17 protein-coding genes are annotated in these 20,386 nt (G+C 40.9%); 8 read left to right on the forward strand and 9 right to left on the reverse strand.

Annotation, left to right across the window (positions count from 1 at the left end; translation table 11 throughout):
- Nucleotides 1–54 precede the first annotated feature (54 nt).
- The 4 genes from tynA (at nt 55) to F968_RS08185 (ending at nt 6,937) form a co-directional block, all read left to right on the forward strand.
- Nucleotides 55–2,370: a primary-amine oxidase gene (gene tynA / locus F968_RS08170; RefSeq protein ID WP_081399505.1), complete on the forward strand. Its 2,316-nt coding sequence runs from the start codon at nt 55–57 to the stop codon at nt 2,368–2,370.
- 144 nt (nt 2,371–2,514) lie between these two features.
- A complete protein-coding gene (locus tag F968_RS08175) occupies nt 2,515–3,732 on the forward strand; it encodes a hypothetical protein (protein WP_081399634.1) in 1,218 nt (405 codons plus the stop codon).
- Between the two features lie 66 nt (nt 3,733–3,798).
- Nucleotides 3,799–5,406: a GMC family oxidoreductase gene (locus tag F968_RS08180; RefSeq protein WP_004792069.1), complete on the forward strand. Its 1,608-nt coding sequence runs from the start codon at nt 3,799–3,801 to the stop codon at nt 5,404–5,406.
- 43 nt (nt 5,407–5,449) lie between these two features.
- A complete protein-coding gene (locus F968_RS08185) occupies nt 5,450–6,937 on the forward strand; it encodes an NAD-dependent phenylacetaldehyde dehydrogenase (RefSeq protein ID WP_004792071.1) in 1,488 nt (495 codons plus the stop codon).
- 64 nt (nt 6,938–7,001) lie between these two features.
- On the opposite strand, the gene pcaD is transcribed toward F968_RS08185, so the two are convergent.
- The 7 genes from pcaD to F968_RS08220 form a co-directional block, all read right to left on the reverse strand.
- Nucleotides 7,002–7,781 carry a 3-oxoadipate enol-lactonase gene (gene pcaD / locus F968_RS08190; protein WP_004792072.1) on the reverse strand — a complete coding sequence of 260 codons (780 nt, stop codon included), beginning with the start codon at nt 7,779–7,781 and terminating at the stop codon, nt 7,002–7,004.
- A 10-nt stretch (nt 7,782–7,791) separates the two neighbouring features.
- Complete coding sequence (gene pcaF, locus F968_RS08195) at nt 7,792–9,006, reverse strand: 3-oxoadipyl-CoA thiolase (protein WP_004792074.1); 1,215 nt, start codon at nt 9,004–9,006, stop codon at nt 7,792–7,794.
- Nucleotides 9,007–9,422: 416 nt separating this feature from the next.
- Nucleotides 9,423–10,076, reverse strand: a complete 654-nt coding sequence (locus F968_RS08200; RefSeq protein ID WP_004792076.1) for a 3-oxoacid CoA-transferase subunit B — start codon at nt 10,074–10,076, stop codon at nt 9,423–9,425.
- A gap of 18 nt (nt 10,077–10,094) precedes the next feature.
- On the reverse strand, nt 10,095–10,766 hold the full coding sequence (locus F968_RS08205) for a 3-oxoacid CoA-transferase subunit A (RefSeq protein WP_004792078.1): 672 nt from the start codon (nt 10,764–10,766) through the stop codon (nt 10,095–10,097).
- Nucleotides 10,767–10,900: 134 nt separating this feature from the next.
- Nucleotides 10,901–11,821 (reverse strand): catechol 1,2-dioxygenase, encoded by a 921-nt coding sequence (gene catA / locus F968_RS08210; protein WP_004792080.1) that lies wholly within the window; start codon nt 11,819–11,821, stop codon nt 10,901–10,903.
- A 161-nt stretch (nt 11,822–11,982) separates the two neighbouring features.
- Nucleotides 11,983–12,273 (reverse strand): muconolactone Delta-isomerase, encoded by a 291-nt coding sequence (gene catC / locus F968_RS08215; protein ID WP_003651954.1) that lies wholly within the window; start codon nt 12,271–12,273, stop codon nt 11,983–11,985.
- Nucleotides 12,274–12,296: 23 nt separating this feature from the next.
- Nucleotides 12,297–13,403 (reverse strand): muconate/chloromuconate family cycloisomerase, encoded by a 1,107-nt coding sequence (locus F968_RS08220; protein ID WP_004792082.1) that lies wholly within the window; start codon nt 13,401–13,403, stop codon nt 12,297–12,299.
- A 100-nt stretch (nt 13,404–13,503) separates the two neighbouring features.
- Here F968_RS08220 and F968_RS08225 point away from each other — a divergent pair, with 100 nt between their 5' ends.
- The gene (locus tag F968_RS08225) at nt 13,504–14,418 is read left to right on the forward strand and encodes a LysR family transcriptional regulator (protein ID WP_004792084.1); all 915 of its coding nucleotides are present in this window, start codon (nt 13,504–13,506) and stop codon (nt 14,416–14,418) included.
- A gap of 81 nt (nt 14,419–14,499) precedes the next feature.
- Entirely contained in the window at nt 14,500–15,294 is a 795-nt protein-coding gene (locus tag F968_RS08230) for a TorF family putative porin (protein WP_004792086.1), read from the forward strand.
- Nucleotides 15,295–15,362: 68 nt separating this feature from the next.
- On the opposite strand, the gene F968_RS08235 is transcribed toward F968_RS08230, so the two are convergent.
- Together F968_RS08235 and F968_RS08240 are read right to left on the reverse strand one after the other, a co-directional pair.
- Nucleotides 15,363–16,079: a FadR/GntR family transcriptional regulator gene (locus tag F968_RS08235; RefSeq protein ID WP_002113901.1), complete on the reverse strand. Its 717-nt coding sequence runs from the start codon at nt 16,077–16,079 to the stop codon at nt 15,363–15,365.
- 83 nt (nt 16,080–16,162) lie between these two features.
- Nucleotides 16,163–17,896: an IlvD/Edd family dehydratase gene (locus F968_RS08240; RefSeq protein ID WP_004792088.1), complete on the reverse strand. Its 1,734-nt coding sequence runs from the start codon at nt 17,894–17,896 to the stop codon at nt 16,163–16,165.
- 169 nt (nt 17,897–18,065) lie between these two features.
- Between F968_RS08240 and abaQ the strand changes: the two genes are divergently transcribed.
- Together abaQ and araD1 are read left to right on the forward strand one after the other, a co-directional pair.
- A complete protein-coding gene (gene abaQ / locus F968_RS08245) occupies nt 18,066–19,370 on the forward strand; it encodes a multidrug efflux MFS transporter AbaQ (protein WP_004792090.1) in 1,305 nt (434 codons plus the stop codon).
- A 10-nt stretch (nt 19,371–19,380) separates the two neighbouring features.
- The gene (araD1, locus tag F968_RS08250) at nt 19,381–20,379 is read left to right on the forward strand and encodes an AraD1 family protein (RefSeq protein ID WP_004792091.1); all 999 of its coding nucleotides are present in this window, start codon (nt 19,381–19,383) and stop codon (nt 20,377–20,379) included.
- The last annotated feature ends 7 nt before the right edge of the window (nt 20,380–20,386 follow it).

Consider the following 20,386-nt stretch of genomic DNA (forward strand, 5'->3'; position numbering starts at 1 on the left):
AGGAAAGTGCATATTAACTGTCTGATTCAGATAGTTCAGGGATAGATGAAAAGGATGAAACCAATGCGTAAACAACGATTATTGAATGACATACAAAAAATATTGGCACTTAACTTATCAATCGCTGCAAGCTTTTGGGGATTAAATACTCAAGCTTTTGCTCATGGTGGAAAGGCCGAAATGGTATCTCTTTACCAAAACATGAGTGAGCAAGGTGCTAAAGTTGTCAAAGACGATTTTACTAATACTTATATGATTACCAAAGGCTCTATGGTAGTTCGAGCTAAGCCAAATTCAAATCAGGTTTTAGTGAATGGAAAACCTCTAAAATTAAGCGTCCCACTATTAATTAAAGATAATAAACCTGTGATCGGAAAAGACTTCTTTAATGAAGTATTTCAGTCTGGTTTAGATCAAACTTTTAAAGTTGAAAATACGTTTCATCCGCTCAATAGTTTAAATTCTGACGAAATTAAAAAGACATTTGATGTGATTAACCGCTCAAAATACGCCTATAAAAATATGCGTTTTGCCGAGTTAAAACTAAAAGAGCCAGAAAAAGCAAAAGTTTGGGATTACTTTATTAATCACAAAGAATATAAAGACGATCGAATTGCATCTTTCATTTTGTTAAAAGGTAACCAAGCGATTGAAGGTGAAGTTAATCTTAATACTCAGCAAGTCACAAAATGGAATGTACTTAAAGACACTCATGGAATGGTTTTGCTCGATAACTTTGAAACTGTACAGCGTGTGATTGAAGCGAGTAAAGAATATCAGGATGCTTTACGCAAACGTGGTGTAACCGATGTTAAGAAAGTCATTACCAATCCATTAACCGTGGGATATTTCGGTGGTAAAGATGGCTTGGATAAACAGCTTAACGTTTTAAAAGTTGTGTCGTATCTAGATACTGGTGATGGTAACTATTGGGCACATCCAATTGAAAACTTGGTGGCTGTGGTTGATTTAGATAAAGAAAAAATTATTAAAATCGAAGAAGGGGCCTTGATTCCTGTTCCGATGACGGATCGACCTTATGCCACTAAAAATACCAAACCACCGAAAATCAAACCCCTGAATATTAGTGAACCCGAAGGTAAGAACTTCTCTATTACAGGACAAACGGTACATTGGGGTAATTGGTGTTTCCATGTCGCACTAGACTCTCGTGTTGGCCTGCAACTTTCAACCGTGACGTATAAAGATAAAGGCGTAAAACGTAAAGTCATGTATGAAGGTAACCTTGGTGGAATGGTGGTTCCATATGGTGACCCTGACATGGGATGGTACTTTAAGTCTTATCTGGACTCAGGTGAGTACGGAATGGGAACACTCACATCAGCCATTCAGCTTGGGACCGATGCACCAGAAAATGCGGTTTTACTTGATGCTGTCATTGCAGACTATAAAGGCCAGCCACAAGTGATTCCAAATGCGATTGCAATTTTTGAGCGTTATGCTGGGCCTGAATATAAACACCAAGAAATATTTGGTGATCAAGATGCAAGTGAAGCACGCCGTGAACTTGTAGTGCGCTGGATTAGTACAGTGGGTAATTACGATTACATGTTTGACTGGGTATTTGCTCAAAATGGCGTGATTGGCATTAATGCGGGTGCTACAGGGATTGAAGCGGTTAAAGGCGTTAAAGCACGTACTATGCATGACAGTACTGCGAAAGAAGACACTAAATATGGAACTTTAATTGACCATAATATTGTTGGGACAACCCATCAACACATTTATAACTTCCGCTTAGACATGGATGTAGATGGGGAAAACAACAGCTTTATGCATATGGACCCTGTGGTGAAAGCCAATGACAAAGCTGGTGTTCGTACAAGCTCAATGCAAATTGATAGTAAAGTCATTACGAATGAGCAAAATGCAGCTGAAAAATTTGATCCGTCTACCATTCGCTTACTTACGAATTTCAATAAGGAAAATAAATTAGGCAATCCGGTTTCTTATCAACTCATTCCTTTTGCAGGTGGAACACACCCTGTGGCGAAAGGAGCCAATTTTTCTAAAGATGAATGGTTATTTAAGCGTTTGAACTTTATGGATAAGCAAATTTGGGTGACTCAGTACAATCCAGACGAACGTTACCCTGAAGGGAAATATTCAAACCGTTCAACTCATGATACAGGGTTAGGACAGTTCATTGGCAACAATGAAAATATTGAAAATAAAGACCTAGTGGTGTGGATGACAACAGGAACAACCCATGTGGCACGTGCTGAAGAATGGCCAATCATGCCGACAGAATGGGTGAATACACTCATCAAACCTTGGAACTTCTTTGACAACACCCCGACTTTAAATTTGGGTGAAGAAGAGCAAAACACACAGCACGACCATCATTAAACAGGTGCATGATCTAGAGTGGGTAATGAATCGGTTACCCACACCTGAGTACGGTTAGACCGTTCGCAAAAAAGGAATTTCTCAATGAAAAATTTATTTTCTCAGGTTGTGAGAGGGACTCTCTTTGTCTCATTTTTTTCAACTGTGCATGCTGGTGAAATTGAAATTAAACCGACTTTTGAAGCAACTTTTGGGGCTTTTAGTAGTGGTAAAAGCTATAACGGCGAAAACCTAGATGATGAAAGAGTCAATTGGCAAGAAGGTCATCTTAAATATGGTGCGAAGGGAAATTACACCTTTAAAAACAATCAGCTCTATGCAAGCCTAAGTGGTATTAGCTCGGCAACATTTGGTGATGGTGACGCCGGCCAAAATAGTAATGGCAAAGAACGTAAAACAGATGTGAATGAATGGATCATTGGTTTTAAAGACGGCACCAATAAAGATGAGTTAACGACCTACGATTTAAGTATCGGTCGACAAAATATCATGATTGGTGATGGGTTCTTTATTGCGGGGGATGCGTTAAACCTCGGTAAAGCGCCTGCGGACGGCACACTAGATCGGGGCGGAGCATATTATTTGGCAGCTCGTCGAAGCTTTGATTTTACAAGTTTGCTTCAATACAAACCGCAAGAGAATACAACGCTAAAGCTGGCTTATTTAAAGTCCGACAATAAAGCACAATTTTCACCTGAACTCTTTGTGACTGATCTGATGTATCAGCTTAAAGATAAGGGCGTTGGGTTTACCTATTTAAACGTATTAGATCTTAAAGATGCTGAGCAAGTTTCAGGGCGCGAAGATCTTAAGAATTATGCTTTACGCTTGAATTATCAACCTTTGCCAGAGTTACAAGTTAAAACTGAGTTTATAGTTCAAGATAAAAAAGATAGCCACGAAAATGCTGGCTACTTAGCGCTGAACTATAACTTTTTATCTTCAAAATATACGCCCTCATTAGGCTACCGTTTTAGTCATTTTTCAGACCAATACGACCCTATGTTTTATGGAAATACAGTCGGCTTTGGTACATGGTTTCAGGGCGAAGTTGCCGGAAACTATGCTGGTCCATTCAATAAAAATGCAGATATTCATCAAGTTTCTTACATGATGAACTTGAAAGAAAATTTTATGTTGGGTGCTTTGGCCTATAAGTTCAAAACAGTAAATAAGTCTTTAACCAATGTGGATGGACATGAGCTGGATGTATTTTCAGTCTGGTCGGTTAATAAAAAATTCAATGTTATTCCTTTAGTGGGACTCTATAAACCAAAACACGATATCCATAGTGGTGGTACTCAAAACTACGATGACAAGACCAATGTATATGCGCAGTTGATTCTGCAATACATCTATTAAATTAGAGCGAAGGAGATCGTGTTTATTGGCGGTACATTCATAGAAATAAAATTAGGATGAAATTAGATGAATCAACAATATGACTATATCGTGATTGGTGCTGGCTCAGCAGGCTGTGTGGTCGCAGCACGACTATTAGAAGCCAAGGCAGGGCGTGTTCTTGTTCTAGAGGCTGGAAGCCGAGATAGCAGTATGTTTCATACTATACCTGCAACAGTAGTTAAAGTATTCCAGCAAAAATCATGGCAATACATGACTGTTCCGCAGAAATATTGTAATCATCGTGAAATGATCCTTGCACAAGGAAAAGTGTTGGGAGGTGGAAGCTCGGTCAATGGAATGATCTATTGCCGAGGCCAACGTCAGGATTATGATTTATGGGCCTCAGAGTGGGGATGCAATCAGTGGTCTTATCAACATGTACTGCCTTTTTTTAAGAAAGCAGAAAAAAATGAAAGTCTTGCTGATGAATATCATGGACAAGATGGCATTTTACCTGTCAGTGAAAACCGCTATCGCCATCCTTTAACGCTTGCTTGTATTAAAGCAGGTCAACAAATGGGGATGAATTATGTCAATGACATTAATGGTTGGGATCAGGCGGGTGTAGGATTTTATCAAACTACTACTCAAAACGGTTCTCGGGCGAGTACCTCAAAAACTTATTTAAAGTCAGTCGAAAACCACCCAGATCTTACGGTCATTACAGATGCCTTGGTACATAAAATTGAAACTCAAGGTGATCAGGTTACTGGGGTTACTTATAGTGTTGGGGGAAAATCACCGATTACGGTACAGGCTCAAAAAGAAGTCATTCTGAGTGCTGGTGCAATTGGTAGTCCTAAGGTTTTATTACTTTCGGGAATTGGTCCAAAACAGCATTTAGATGAACTCGGAATAGAATGCATTCGTGACTTACCTGTAGGTGACAATTTTCACGATCATTTGCATATGTCGGTTAATGCGACAGTAACAACCAATAATAGTCTGCTCGGTGAAGACCAAGGTTTAGCCGCAGTACGACATTTTTTACAATGGTGTTTTACGCGTTCAGGATTGTTAACCACCAATATTCTAGAAGGTGGTGGTTTTATTGACACCAATAACAATGGTCGACCTGATGTCCAATTTCATTTTTTACCTGTGCTGGATAATTTCGATAATACCCCAGGTGAAAAAGCAGTGGCTCAGGCACATGGCCTTACCATTAAAGTCGGACATGTACAGCCAAAAGCACGTGGGACTTTACGTTTAAGCAGTAAAGATCCAAAAGATTTGCCTGTCATTGACCCTAATTATCTAGGTCATCAAGAAGATATTGACGCAAATATCCGTGCCGTACAGGCAGGACTTCGCCTATTACAACAACCAGCATTGAAAGCGATTGTCAAAGAAGTGATTGAGCCTGCAAATATCGATCCTGATGATATTGAAGCGATTGATAAATGGATGCGCCAGAACATTAAAACGGTCTATCACCCCGCTGGTAGCTGCAAAATGGGTAATGCCCCGCAAGATTCGGTCACAGATCAGGCCCTTAAAGTACATGGTTTTAAAAACTTACGCGTGGTGGATTGTTCTATTTGCCCACAAGTTCCAAGCGGTAATACCAATGCAATTGCCATCATGATTGGTGAACGCGGTGCCGACTTTATTTTGAATCAAGTCGCTTAGTTGCTGTCATATCAATATTTAGAAATGAAAAGAGGAAAAGAAAATGAGTGAAGTTCAGATTTTAGAAAGCGTACAGCAATTTATGGCGCGTCAACATGGACATTTTATTGATGGAAAGTTAGTTGCTGCCGAGCTTTTAGATAAAGTGGATATTGTAAATCCATCGACTGAACAAGTCGTTGCTCAAATTAGCATTGGTAGCCAACAAGACGTCGAAAGTGCGGTGAAAAGTGCTGAACATGCTTTCCAAAATGCTTGGGCTGAAACTACGCCTTATGAACGTGGCGTTAAATTGAACAAGCTTGCAGATTTAATTGAGCAATATGGTGAGGAACTTGCACAACTCGAGTCGTTGTCTACTGGAAAACTCATTAATATTTCCCGCCATCTGGAAGTCGCTCAATCTGTTATTTTCTTAAGATATTTTGCTGGTTGGGCAACCAAAATTAATGGTCAAACCATGCAACCATCAATTCCATCAATGCAAGGTGAAAAATATACGGCTTTTACTTTAAGACAACCGATTGGTGTGGTTGCAGGGATTGTGCCTTGGAATTTTTCACTCATGATTGGTGTTTGGAAAATTGGTTCAGCTTTAACAACTGGCTGTACTATTGTGCTTAAACCAAGTGAGTTTGCCAGCTTATCTTTATTACGCTTAGCTGAACTTGCTATTGAGGCAGGTATTCCAGCGGGTGTAATTAATGTGGTTACGGGTAAGGGGGAGACAGGACAATATTTAATTGAGTCGCCGCTGGTTAAGAAAGTCTCTTTTACAGGTTCAGTGCCCACAGGTATTGCGATTGGTAAACTTGCGATGAGCAGCGATTTAACCCGTGTAAGTCTAGAGTTGGGCGGTAAAAATGCTATAGCTGTTTTGGCTGATGCAAATGTCGATGAGATTTTACCGACTTTGTTGCAAGCAACTTTTGTGCATCAAGGCCAAGTTTGTGCATCCCCAGAGCGGTTTTTTGTACACCGTACAAAATACGATGAATTGGTGGAAAAACTCTCTAAAGCACTCTCTGGTTTCAAAATTGGGTCGGCCATGGATGAGGGAAGTATGTTTGGTCCACTTTCTAACCAACCACATTTTCATAAAGTAAAACATTATTTAGATATGGCAAAAGCCAACAACCAGATTATTGCTGGTGGTGCGGCTCTAGATCAGACTGGTTATTTTGTACAGCCGACTTTAATTTCCTTTAAAAATACCGATGATCCTTTATTTTCAGAAGAAACCTTTGGCCCAGTGGTCGGGGTAATGCCATTCGAAACTGACGAAGAGCTTATTAAGTTGATGAATCAGTCGCGCTTTGGTTTAACCGCAAGTATCTGGACAAATGATTTGTCTAAAGCGTTACGTTTAATTCCTAAAATTGAAGCAGGCACCTTGTGGGTCAATATGCATACGTTCTTAGATCCCTCAGTTCCATTTGGCGGAGTAAAAGCTTCAGGAATTGGTAGAGAGTTTTCAGATGCATTTATTGAAGATTACACCGAATTAAAATCAGTCATGATTCGATATTAATTTTAAAAACTAAATGCAGATATAAAAAATGGCCCCTATAGGCCATTTTTTTTGAATCATTAAATTAACCTAATAAAAAATCTTTTAAGATTTTATTAAAAGCCTCTGGTTGCTCTACATTTGAAATATGAGAGGCATCTATTTCTGCAAGTTTTGCTTGTGGAATACGTTGCTGCATAAATTGTCCATCTGCAACGGTTGTTACAGGGTCTTGAGTTCCAGCAATTACTAATACTGGAACTTTGATATCTTTTAATTGCTCACGGACATCCGCTTTAGCCAAAGCCTCACAACAATTGGCATAGCCCATTGCGCTGCCAGCACTTAAGTCGTTACACAGGTTGTTGACAATTGAAGGATGACTTTGGATAAAGGGATCTGTAAACCATCGCGAAGCTGCTGTAGCTGCGATCGGTTGTAAACCTTGCTCACGCACTAATTTTGCACGATCAAGCCATGCCTGTTCTTGCCCAATTTTAGCGGCAGTATTTGCCACAATGACATGACTAAAGCGGTCAGGGTAGTGAATTGCAAGCCATTGCCCAGTTAAACCGCCCATTGAAATACCACAAAAAGCAGCTTTAGTAATATTTAGATGATCAAGTAAACGGACAACATCTTCACCTAATTGCTCTACAGTGTATGGGCCGTCAGGTGTAGATGATGAACCGTGACCACGTGTGTCATAACAGATCACAAAAAATTGATCTTTTAATTCATTAAACTGTTTTTGCCACATGCCATAATTGGTGCCCAAAGAGTTGGAAAACACCAGAGCAGGGGAAGATGGCTCGCCAAAGGTTTGATAGTTAATTTGTGCATCGGCAGATTGAAAAGATGGCATTTGTTTCTCCTTAAAGTGCTTCGACACGTTCAATAATCAAAGCGATGCCTTGACCTACACCAATACACATTGAACACAAGGCATAACGACCACCTGTCTGTTCAAGTTGGTTTAAGGCTGTGGTCACAAGGCGTGCACCTGATGCACCGAGAGGATGGCCTAAGGCAATCGCACCACCATTTGGATTTACCTTGTTGCTATCGTCTGGCAAGCCTAAATCACGAGTAACTGCCAAAGCCTGTGCAGCAAAGGCTTCATTCAGCTCAATCACATCCATCTGCTCTAAAGTCAGGTTGGCTTGTTTAAGTAATTTTTTAATGGCTGGTGCCGGAGCAAAACCCATAATGCGTGGTTCTACACCTACTGCTGTTGAAGCAACGATCTTGGCACGCGGTTTTAAATTGTAAGCTTGAACTGCCTCATCAGAAGCAATCAGCAGAGCCGCAGCACCATCGTTAATGCCCGAAGCATTCCCCGCAGTGACGGTGCCGTCTGCTTTGACCACAGGTTTAAGTTTGCTTAAAGCTTCAAGTGTGGTCGATGCACGAGGATGTTCATCAGTATCAATCACAACAGCATCACCCTTACGCTGAGGAATTTCAACTGCCACGATTTCTTTAGAAAAAAAGCCTTTGGCTTGCGCGCTTGCGGTGCGTTGTTGGCTCACCAAGGCAAACTGGTCCTGATCTGCACGATTCACGTTGAACTGTTGAGCGACGTTTTCGGCAGTCTGGGGCATGGTGTCTACACCATACAATTCTTTAAGTTTAGGATTAATGAAACGCCAACCCATGGTGGTATCTTCAATCTTCTGGCTACGGCCAAAAGCACTGTCGGACTTACCCATCACATAGGGTGCGCGGCTCATGCTTTCTACACCACCTGCAATCACCAAGTTTGCTTCACCGGCTTTAATGGCACGGGCAGCAATGGCAATTGCATCGAGTGAAGAACCACACAAACGGTTAATGGTGGTTGCTGGTACTTGATACGGTAAACCTGCAAGCAGTGCTGACATACGGCCCACGTTACGGTTGTCTTCACCGGCTTGGTTAGCACAGCCATAGATCACATCATCGACCTGTTCCCAATCTACATTCGGGTTACGCTGGATTAAAGCTTTAATCGGTACAGCGCCAAGGTCATCGGCACGGACAGGAGCAAGACCACCGGCATAACGGCCGAATGGAGTACGGATGGCATCGATGATATAAGCGTTTTTCATTCTAACTTTTGTCCTTTACTTCAGGCCTTTTTAGCCATTCTCCGTAAGTATTTCGTGGTGGCGACATGGATGTCGCCGTGTTGCTCAGCACAACAGGGAGGTTGTGTCTGAGTAACAAAGGTTTTTGGTTACTTTTTTTAAAAAGTGACACGAATTAGCTGGTGGCATCTGGCTTAAACAGATAAGACCCCGTTTGATGATTTATAAATTTTCATATCAACGGATAACATCACGGCTGTAATCTACTGTGATATCCGTAGGTCTGTTGCATAAGCGATACCTTACTTTTGAAAGGTCAAAAGTAACAAAAACCTTTGTTGAACAGAGGAGGCTTCCTTGCCTCCCTGTCCAACGGGCGACATCCATGTCGCCTGTCACCATAGTGAATGTTGCAGTAATTCTTTGCCGTATAAACCTTACCCTTGAGTCGCATCAATCAAAGTTGCACCCGTTAAAGCCTGTAACTCATCAAAGCTAAGACCTTCAACTTTCTCAATCACCTTTAAACCATCTTTAGTCACGTCAATCACACACAGGTCTGTGTAAATACGATCAACACAGTGTTTACCCGTTACTGGGTAAGTCAGCTCAGCCACAATCTTCGGTTCACCTTGCTTGGTCACATGGTCTGTAGTGATAAATACTTTTTTAGCGCCTACAGCTAAATCCATTGCACCACCTACCGCAGGAATTGCATCCGGTGCACCGGTGTGCCAGTTCGCCAAGTCACCATTCGCAGCAACCTGAAATGCGCCCAGTACAGCAATATCAAGGTGACCACCACGCATCATCGCAAAGGAGTCGCCATGGTGGAAAAAGCTGCCACCCTCAAGCATGGTCACAAATTCTTTACCTGCATTAATCAGTTCCGGGTCTTCTTCACCTGCCGCTGGCGGTGGGCCAAAAGCTAACAGGCCATTTTCAGAATGAAGGAAAATATCTTTGTCGTTAGGTAAGTAGCTTGCAATCTTGGTTGGTAAACCAATACCCAAGTTCACATAGGCACCATCTGGAATATCTTGTGCCACACGTTTTGCAATCTGGTCACGGCTGAGTTTCTGGTAGCTCATGTTATTTCTCCTTATTGCTTACTGTGCTGGCGCTACTTGTACAACGTGCTGTACAAAAATACCTGGGGTGATGATATGTTCTGGATCTAAGCCACCGAGTTCAACCACTTCAGACACCTGAACAATCGTGACATCCGCAGCCATGGCCATAATCGGGCCAAAGTTACGTGCAGATTTACGGTAAACCAGATTGCCCCAGCGGTCGCCCTTGTAAGCCTTAATTAAGGCAAAGTCAGCCTTGATCGGATATTCAAGTACGTAATCTTTCCCATCAATCTCACGGGTTTCTTTGCCTTCAGCTAAAAGTGTTCCAAAACCTGTTGGGGTAAACACAGCACCTAGTCCCATACCTGCTGCCTGAATACGACAAGCCAGATTACCTTGCGGAACTACTTCAAGCTCGACTTTTCCGGCACGGTAAAGTTCATCAAACACATAAGAGTCTGACTGACGCGGGAAAGAACAAATCACTTTTTTAACTGAGCCGGCTTTAAGTAGTTTAGCCAAGCCATAATCGCCATTACCGGCATTGTTGCTGACAATTGTTAAATCTTTAATACCCAGTTCAATTAGTCCGTCAATGAGTTCAGCGGGTTGTCCTGCGGTACCAAAACCACCAATCAGAATGGTTGCACCATCTTTAATCTGCGATAGTGCCTCGCTTAGTGAGGACTTACTTTTGTCAATCATGTGAGAAACCTTAGAGCATGAGGTAACGTGATGTATTACTACCGCTAAAAATTTATTTAAATTCTTAATGGTAGTAATAAATGGAATAAATTTTGTGAGTCAAAAGCGAACTTTCAACTCACATATACTTTCAATTAAGCGCTAGCGCGACGACGTTCAACTTCAGTTGAAGGAGCGGCAGCAGCATCTTTAACAAGTTCGATGTTAAATGTGATGTGTTTGAAAGCGTGATCTAAACCACGGCGTTGGATTTCAGCTGGGTCAGTTACATCAACTGCTGTTGCCACTAAGCCATCACGGGTTGCGAAAGCAAAGTCGTCCCATAAGTACTCATCACCCTCAATGTTGAATTGAGTTGTAAGCTTGCGATAACCCGGTGCGGAAACGAAGTAGTGAACGTGAGATGGGCGATTACCATGACGGCCTAATTTGTTAAGAAGGGCCTGTGTTGTACCTTCTGGCGGGCAACCATAACCAACAGGCATCGTCGTTAATGCAACATATTTACCATCAGCATCAGTCAAAATACTACGGCGTAAGTTGAAGTCAGATTGTGACTTATCAAAGAATGAGTAGTTACCCAAACTGTTGGCATGCCATACTTCAACTTTAGCATTTTCAATGATATTGCCATCAGTATCAGTCACAGTACCTTCAATAATTAAGGTATCGATTTTGCCAGATTCAGTGCCATCATCCATACGAGCAAAACCAACGGTTTCAGGCGCGCCAGCTACATAAAGCGGGCCTTCAATGGTACGTGGTGTGCCACCAGTAACACCAGCTTTTGCATCAGCTTCATCTGCACGTAAATCAAGATAGTGCTCAAGACCTAAGCCAGCTGCTAAAAGCCCAAGTTCGTTTGCTTGGCCTGCGTCTGTGAAATATTCCAGACCTTTCCATACTTCTGAAGGTTGGATGTCTAAGTCTTCGATGGCTTGAAATAAATCCCCGAGAAGGCGCACTACAATTTGCTGAACACGTGCATCGACTTCGCCTTTAGCTGTGTCGATATTCATTTGTTTTACAAGCGCATCAATTTGTTGACGGTTCATACTAAAACTCCTTAAGTATGCAATACGGTTTTGGGTGGCAGCGGTGCTGACATTTTGTTTTGCTAGCGAATAATGACTGCCACGTTCCTTGTTACCTTTTGAATCAATGTATTTAGTTTTTAAGTGTGTTTCAGACCACACACTCAAACTATTTTCTTAAATTACGAATCATCATCCCGGACAGAAGAAGGGTGGCGATTAAGTGCCATCACTTCGATGTTCATGTAAGGATAGAGAGGTAATCCTTGTAAAATGTTGTGCAATTCTTCATTGCTCTCAACATCAAAAATACTGATGTTTGAGTACTGGCCTGTAACTCGCCAGATGTGACGCCATTTACCTTGGCGTTGTAAATCTTGCGAATAAGCCTTTTCAACGGCCTTAATTTCATTCGCTTTGTCGGCTGGCATATCAAGTGGAATATGCACATCCATACGTACATGAAATAACATGGGAAACTCCTTATCCTGTTGCCTTAACGACGTAACTTTTCAACTTTATCTTCATCAATTTCAATGCCTAAGCCTGGAGCTGTTGGCAAGTGCAATTCAAAGTTTTCGTAGCGTAGTGGTTCTTTAAGAATTTCTTCGGTAAGTAATAATGGACCAAATAATTCAGTACCAAACGCTAGTGTTTCAAAGGTTGCAAACGCATGAGCAGAAGCCATGCTACCTACAGGGCCTTCAAGCATGGTGCCACCATAAAGATCAATGCCAGCTAAACCTGCAATCTTGGCAACTTCACATGCTTCGATCAGACCACCTGATTGTTCTATCTTCACCGCAAATACATCCGCACCATGACTTTTTGCAATACGATATGCGCTGTCAGGGCCAGTTAAAGCTTCATCAGCCATAATTGCGACATCAAAACGGCGTGTTAAACGAGCAAGCGCTTCAGTATTTTGAATAGCACAAGGCTGTTCAATTAAATCAATTCCGCCATCTTGCAGTTGTTGAATACCTTGAATACATTCCAGCTCTGACCATGCACGATTTACGTCAACACGTACACTAATATCTGCACCTAATGCTTTTTTAATTGCAATCACATGATCAACATCGTGTTGCAAAGGTCGTGCACCGATTTTGAGTTTGAACGTGTTATGACGTTTCAACTCAATCATTTTTCGAGCTTCAGCAATATCTTTTTCTGTGTCACCAGACGCGAGCGTCCAAAGTACAGGTAAACTATTACGCAGACGGCCACCTAAAACTTCACTTAATGGCACGCCTAAACGTTTTGCCTGAATATCAAGTAGGGCGGTCTGAATGGCACATTTCGCGAAACGGTTACCATTAATATTCTTACGAATCAATTTTAGTGTTTGAGCCACATTTAAATCTTTAACTGATGCGAGTAATGGTGCAAAGTAAGTATCAATATTGGCTTTGACACTTTCAGGACTTTCTTCACCATAGTTCAGTCCACCAATGGTGGTCGCTTCACCCCAACCGACAATACCATCCGTGGTCGTAATTTTAACGAGCACCAAAGTCTGAATACGCATTGTTGTTACAGACAGCTGGTGAGGACGGATAGTTGGAATATCCACAAGTATGGTTTCTATGGTTCTATACATGAAGTTTCAACTATTTCAAACTTGTTTACATACCATAGAAGAATGTAATAGCCTAAAATAGATATAGAACGGTATTTTAAGATACTAAAAAGGTATATTAATGGAATTAAGACATCTACGTTATTTTGTTACCGTTGTGGAAGAACAAAGTCTGACAAAAGCGGCTGAGAAGCTTTTTATTGCCCAGCCACCACTCACGCGTCAAATCAAAAAACTAGAAGAAGAATTAGGTATTGATTTGTTTGTGAAAGGCTCACGTCCATTAAAAGTGACAGAGGCAGGGCTGTTTTTTTACCAACATGCTGTTCAGATTTTAACGCATACGGCTCAAGCTGCTTCGATGGCTAAAAAAATGAAGTTAGTCGAGAACGTCGTTAAAGTAGGTTATGTGAGTTCGCTTCTTTATGGGCGATTACCGCAGGTCATTTATCTATTTAGACAAAAAAACCCTGATATTCATGTCGAGCTTATTGAATGTGGTACACGAGATCAGGTCGAGGCTTTAAAGTTAGGAAAAATTGATTTAGGTTTTGGCCGATTGCCAATTAGTGATCCTGCCATTAAGAGACTTTTACTTCGAAAAGAAAAATTAAAACTGGCGATTCATAAAAAACATCCTTTAAGTGAGTTGCAAGAGTCAGGAATTTATTTATCTCAAATTATTAATGAGACAATTTTTTCTTATCCAACCACACCTAAGCCGAATTTTTCGACCACTATTCAAGCTTTATTTACCAAATTAGGTCTTGTTCCTGCCAAACTGACTGAAGTCCGCGAAATTCATATGGCACTTGGCTTAGTGGCATCTGGAGAGGGTATTTGTATTATTCCTGAAAGCGCCTGTGACATTGGAATGAAGAATTTAACTTATTTAAATATCTTGGACTTAGAAGCTTATAGTCCTATTTCTCTATCCATGCGCAACATGGACCAAAGTTCTTATATTCCTAAAATCTTAGACTGCATTGAAGAGATCTACACCCAAGAAGAAGTGTCTAGAAATTTAAATTTATAACTTTTTAATACGTTTTAAATTGAATTATCATGTTATTTTAAAACTTTAAGATTATAGGTAATATTTAAAAGGAATTATTGAATGAGAAAAATTTTAGGGATAGCTTCTCTCATTATGTCTACCTGTGTTGTACATGCTGAACAATTAAATGAACAAGAAAAAATTTCTCCATACAGTGCTAATGTCACCTTCGCAAGTCAATATATATCACGTGGTTTTCAACAAACTTGGGGCAAGCCGGCATTACAAATAGGTTTCGATTATACTAATCCAAATGGATTATTTGTGGGAACTTGGGCATCGAATGTAAGTTCTAACTATCTTAGAGATGCTTCAGTTGAGTGGGATTTTTATACAGGTTATATCAAAACTTTCGATAAGTTTTCGGCCGGAATGACGGTTTTTTATTACTACTATCCGGGAGCTGAAAGCACGCCTGAAACGGGGAGTACCAGTTATAACTATGGCGAAATCGTGCCTCAAATTGGTTATGGACCTTTGACTCTTAAATATTATATTACCTATACCCCAGATTATGCAGGCTATAACTCCGATACGATGGGCGGCCCTGAGGGTAAACGTTCACGGGGAACAACTTATTTAGATCTAACTTTTACTCAGCCTATCAATGAGACTTGGACTTTTGGTGCTCATTATGGCTATGAAAAAATTAAAAATTTCTCGGAAGCTAATTTTCAGGATATAAAAGTCGAGCTAATTAAAGATTTAGGTGATGGCTGGACTACTGGTTTAGCCTATACCAAAGCTTGGGATAAAGATGGGTTCTATAAGAAGTATAGTAATGGTGAACCCGATGCACCCATTTCAAACCCGATTGATTCGACTTTTACTGTCGCAGTTAAAAAAGTGTTCTAATGTATAAATAAAAAAGCCTGATGGTTTTATTTTGAATTATCAGGCTTTAAGTAATGAATATATAAAAATTATTTTTTAATTAAATCGTAAGCCATTTTGGTGTCGTCTAACTGAACGAGTGAAGCATGGCGAGCAGAAAGCGGATCTTTATTTTCAATTGCGGTTAAAATTGCTTTATGTCTAGGTAGTGAATGGCCTTGTAAATTTGGACGTAGACTGGTGACTTGAATCGATTGTTGTAAAGGTAAGACCAGCATTTTCGACATATAAGCCAGCAAGTCATTATGGGTTGCTTTAGCAATTGCTAAGTGAAATTGAATATCTGGCTCTATAAATTCTTCAACTGTTGTCGCTTTTTCCATCCCATCATAGGCATGTTTAATGCGTTCAATATCTTCTTCGTTTGCCGTACTTGCCGCAATATAAGCAAGCTCAGGTTCCAAAACGCGTCGTACGGTAGAAAGGGTTTTAAAAAACTCGTGTTCAGGCGTGGTTTGAATCAACCAAAACAATACATCCGGATCGAGCAAATGCCATTCTTCTTTAGGCCTTACTACAGTTCCGATTTTTGGTCTTGAGTAAGTTAAGCCTTTAGCGTTTAAAACACGGATTGCTTCGCGAAAGACAGGGCGGCTGACTTTATATTCCTCACATAAATCAACTTCACTCGGGAGCTTTTCATTTTCTGAGATTTCACCAGAAACAATTTTTAATCCCAATTGTTGAACAATTAATGCATGTTGGCTTTTGCTTGGAATAGGATTTTTATAGTCAGCTTTACTCATATTTCACTATTACGACATGTTGAATATCCTATGGTATAGATGACCTTGTGTTTTAACAAGATCATCTTTTTCAAGAATAAATATTAATGGGAATGACGTGGAACTTCTGAGCCTCGACAACCGACCAAGAAATCAAAATCACAACCTTCATCTGCTTGTAGAACATGTTCTACATAGAGTTTGCGGTAGCCGCCAATAAAACTTGGCGGTGCTGGAGGCGCTAAATTCTCAAGACGTTGCTTAAGTTCTTCATCACTCATTTCCAGATGAAGTTTTCCTTCATAGGCATCGAGTTCGATAAAGTCACCATTTTGAACTACAGCTAAAGGCCCGCCAGCCATAGCTTCAGGCGCAACATGTAACACTACCGTGCCATACGCTGTACCGCTCATACGTGCATCGGAAATACGAACCATGTCGGTAATGCCTTTAGCTAAAATCTTTGGTGGCAACCCCATATTGCCAACTTCTGCCATGCCTGGATAGCCTTTAGGGCCTGCATTTTTCATGACTAGAATGCAAGTTTCATCGACATCAAGGTCTGGATCATTAATGCGGGTTTTATAATCATCAAAGTTTTCAAATACGACTGCACGACCGCGATGTTTCATCAGTTCTGGTGTTGCAGCAGAAGGTTTAAGCACCGCACCTTTAGGCGCTAAATTACCGCGTAAAATACACATGCCGCCATCTTGGCGAATTGGGTTATCTATTTCTCGAATCACTTCATCGTTATAAATAGGTGACTGCTGGCAATTTTCCCAAATGGCTTGACCATTTACGGTTAAAGCTTGTGGATGTGGTAAGAGATTGGCTTCGCCCATACGACGGATCACGGCTGGTAACCCACCGCTATAATAGAACTCTTCCATGAGAAAACGACCAGAAGGCTGCAAGTCAACAATCGTTGGCATGCCTCGGCCGACACGGTTCCAGTCATCGAGTTGTAAATCAACCCCAATACGTCCAGCAATGGCCTTTAAATGAATCACGGCATTGGTTGAACCACCAATAGCGGCATTGACTTTAATGGCATTTTCGAAAGCTTCTTTGGTTAAGATTTTAGAAAGACGTAAATCTTCATGAACCATGTCAACAATACGCATGCCAGAAAGATGAGCTAGCACATAACGACGAGAATCTACTGCTGGAATGGCTGCATTGTGTGGTAAAGAAGTGCCTAAGGCTTCAGCCATACACGCCATGGTAGAAGCAGTGCCCATGGTGTTACATGTACCCGCTGAGCGTGACATACCAGATTCGGCTGACAGAAATTCATTTAAATCAATTTTGCCTGCTTTAAGTTCTTCATGCATTTGCCAGACAATTGTACCCGCACCAATATCTTTACCTTTGTGCTTACCATTCAGCATTGGCCCACCAGTTACTACAATGGCAGGAATATCACAGCTTGCTGCACCCATTAATAATGCAGGTGTAGTTTTATCACAACCTGTTAGTAACACCACACCGTCAATAGGATTACCACGGATAGCTTCTTCTACATCCATACTGGCCAAGTTACGTGTAAACATGGCAGTAGGACGTAAATTCGACTCACCATTTGAAAACACAGGAAACTCAACAGGGTAGCCGCCAGCTTCTAAAATCCCTTTTTTTACATGTTCGGCAATTTTTCGAAAATGGGCATTACATGGTGTGAGTTCAGACCACGTATTACAAATCCCAATAATCGGTTTGCCTTGAAACTCATGATCTGGAATTCCTTGGTTCTTCATCCAGCTACGATACATAAAGCCATTTTTATCCGTTGTACCAAACCAAGCAGCCGAACGAAGAACTTGTTTGTTATTCATACAAATTTCCCTATATAGTATTACTATTGTAATTAATTAAATTAAAAATACACCATAAATTTTATTTTTAAAAGGTTTGAAATTTAAATAGTATTACTATATTTTAAATTGAAAGGATAATTTACGAGCAAGATGCTCTATAAGTAAATAATAGGAAATGGAGTCGAACATGGATTTCGAAAAGGATGTAATACGGACGGTCACGTTTAAGCTGATACCTGCATTAGTCATACTATATCTGGTGGCATACATTGATCGTGCCGCTGTTGGGTTCGCTCATTTGCATATGGGTGCCGATGTCGGAATTGGTGATGCAGCCTATGGTCTAGGAGCAGGCTTATTTTTTATTGGTTATTTTCTTTTTGAAGTTCCAAGTAATTTGCTTTTAGACAAATTTGGTGCCCGTAAATGGTTTACCCGCATTTTATTGACATGGGGTTTAATCACTATGGCCATGGCGCTCATTGAAGGGCCGAAAAGCTTTTATCTCTTACGGTTTTTACTTGGTGTAGCGGAGGCAGGTTTTTTCCCGGGTGTTTTATACCTCATCACTCAGTGGTATCCCGTGCGTCATCGCGGAAAAATTATGGGAATGTTTGTGCTTTCACAACCCATTGCCATGATGATTGCGGGGCCTTTAGCTGGTCTATTACTTGGAATGGATGGCATTGCAAACTTATATGGTTGGCAATGGTTATTCATTGCAGTCGGCTTACCTGCGGTTTTATTGGCTTTACCAACATTCCTGTGGTTACCCGATAACATTGATAAAGTGAAATGGTTAAGCATTGAACAAAAACAATGGCTTAAAAATGAACTTGTTAAAGATGAAGCCGAATACGATCAAACTCGACACGCCAATCCTCTGCATGCTTTAAAAGACAAACGCGTACTTTTATTAGCATTGTATTACCTACCAGTGACTTTAAGTATTTACGGTTTAAATCTCTGGTTGCCTTCTATTATCAAACAATTTGGAGGCGGTACTGATCTTCAAATTGGCTTCTTATCTAGCATTCCCTACGTTTTTGGAATTATTGGACTTCTTATTATTCCACGTAGTACCGATCGTCTAAATGATCGCTATGGACATTTAAGTTTTCTCTACGCACTGGGCGCTTGCGCAATGTTTTTAAGTGCTTGGCTCAATTCTCCAGTCATGCAGTTGGCTGCTTTGGCTGTGGTTGCGTTCTGCCTATTTTCATCAACTGCTGTGTTTTGGACATTACCGGGCCGTTTCTTAACAGGCGCAAGTGCAGCGGCTGGCATTGCCTTAATCAATTCTTTTGGAAATTTAGGTGGCTATGTTGGGCCATTTGGCATCGGACTTTTAAAAGAATACACAGGAAATATGGCTGCAGGCTTGTATTTCTTATCTATCGTCATGCTTTTTGGTCTGATTTTGACATACATCGTCTATGCCAAGCTCGAACGTCAAAAAACTCAAACAGTGAATATTCAAAAGCCTTTGTAAGGAATAAAACATGCAAATTATTCAATTTGAAAATCGTGCAAATCAACGTGCCGTTGCCAAAGTAGAAGGTAACATGGCATATCCGGTTAAAAATATTCAATCGGTTCGTGATTTAGCACTTTTGGCAATCCACAATAAAGTTTCATTAGAGCAACAAGTTGAGACATTAGGGTTTGAATCAGAGACCTATGATTATTCATCTTTATTAGCAGATTTAAAGGTACTGCCGCCTTTAGATCATCCAGATCCAACGCACTGTTTAGTTTCCGGTACAGGTTTAACTCATTTAGGTTCTGCATCAGCACGCGACAAAATGCATCAGCAAAATTTAAGCGATGACAGCTCAGTGACCGACACCATGCGGATATTTCAATGGGGGCTACAAAAGGGCCGTCCACCAGAAGGTCAAGTCGGTGCACAGCCAGAATGGTTTTATAAAGGCGATGGTTCAATTGTGGTGAGACCGGGAGCGGAGTTACCTTTACCTCCATTTGCTGAAGACGGTGGCGAAGAACCTGAAATCGCAGGCCTATATGTGATTGGAGAAGACTTAAAGCCTTACCGAATTGGGTTTGCACTGGGTAACGAATATTCTGACCATGTAATGGAGCGTCGTAATTATTTATATCTGGCCCATTCAAAATTACGTTTTTGTAGTTTTGGTCCAGCTTTACGAACAGGCGAATTACCGAAACATTTAGTGGGAACCAGCCGCTTGCGCCGTGATGGACAAATTATTTGGGAAAAAGAGTTTTTGTCGGGTGAGGACAATATGTGCCATAGCTTGGCAAATCTGGAATATCACCACTTTAAGTATCAACAATTCTTAAAAGCAGGGGATGTTCATATTCATTACTTCGGTACAGCCACTTTATCTTTTGCCGATGGTATTCAGGCACAAGTCAACGATGAGTTTGAAATTGAAATGAAAGAATTCGGTCTTCCCCTTAAAAACAAACTTGCTCATACACAAGCAGAGCTACCGATCGGTTCAGTTATAACACTTTAAGGAATTT

This window comes from Acinetobacter sp. NIPH 817 (genome assembly GCF_000368405.1).
Lineage (GTDB): Bacteria > Pseudomonadota > Gammaproteobacteria > Pseudomonadales > Moraxellaceae > Acinetobacter.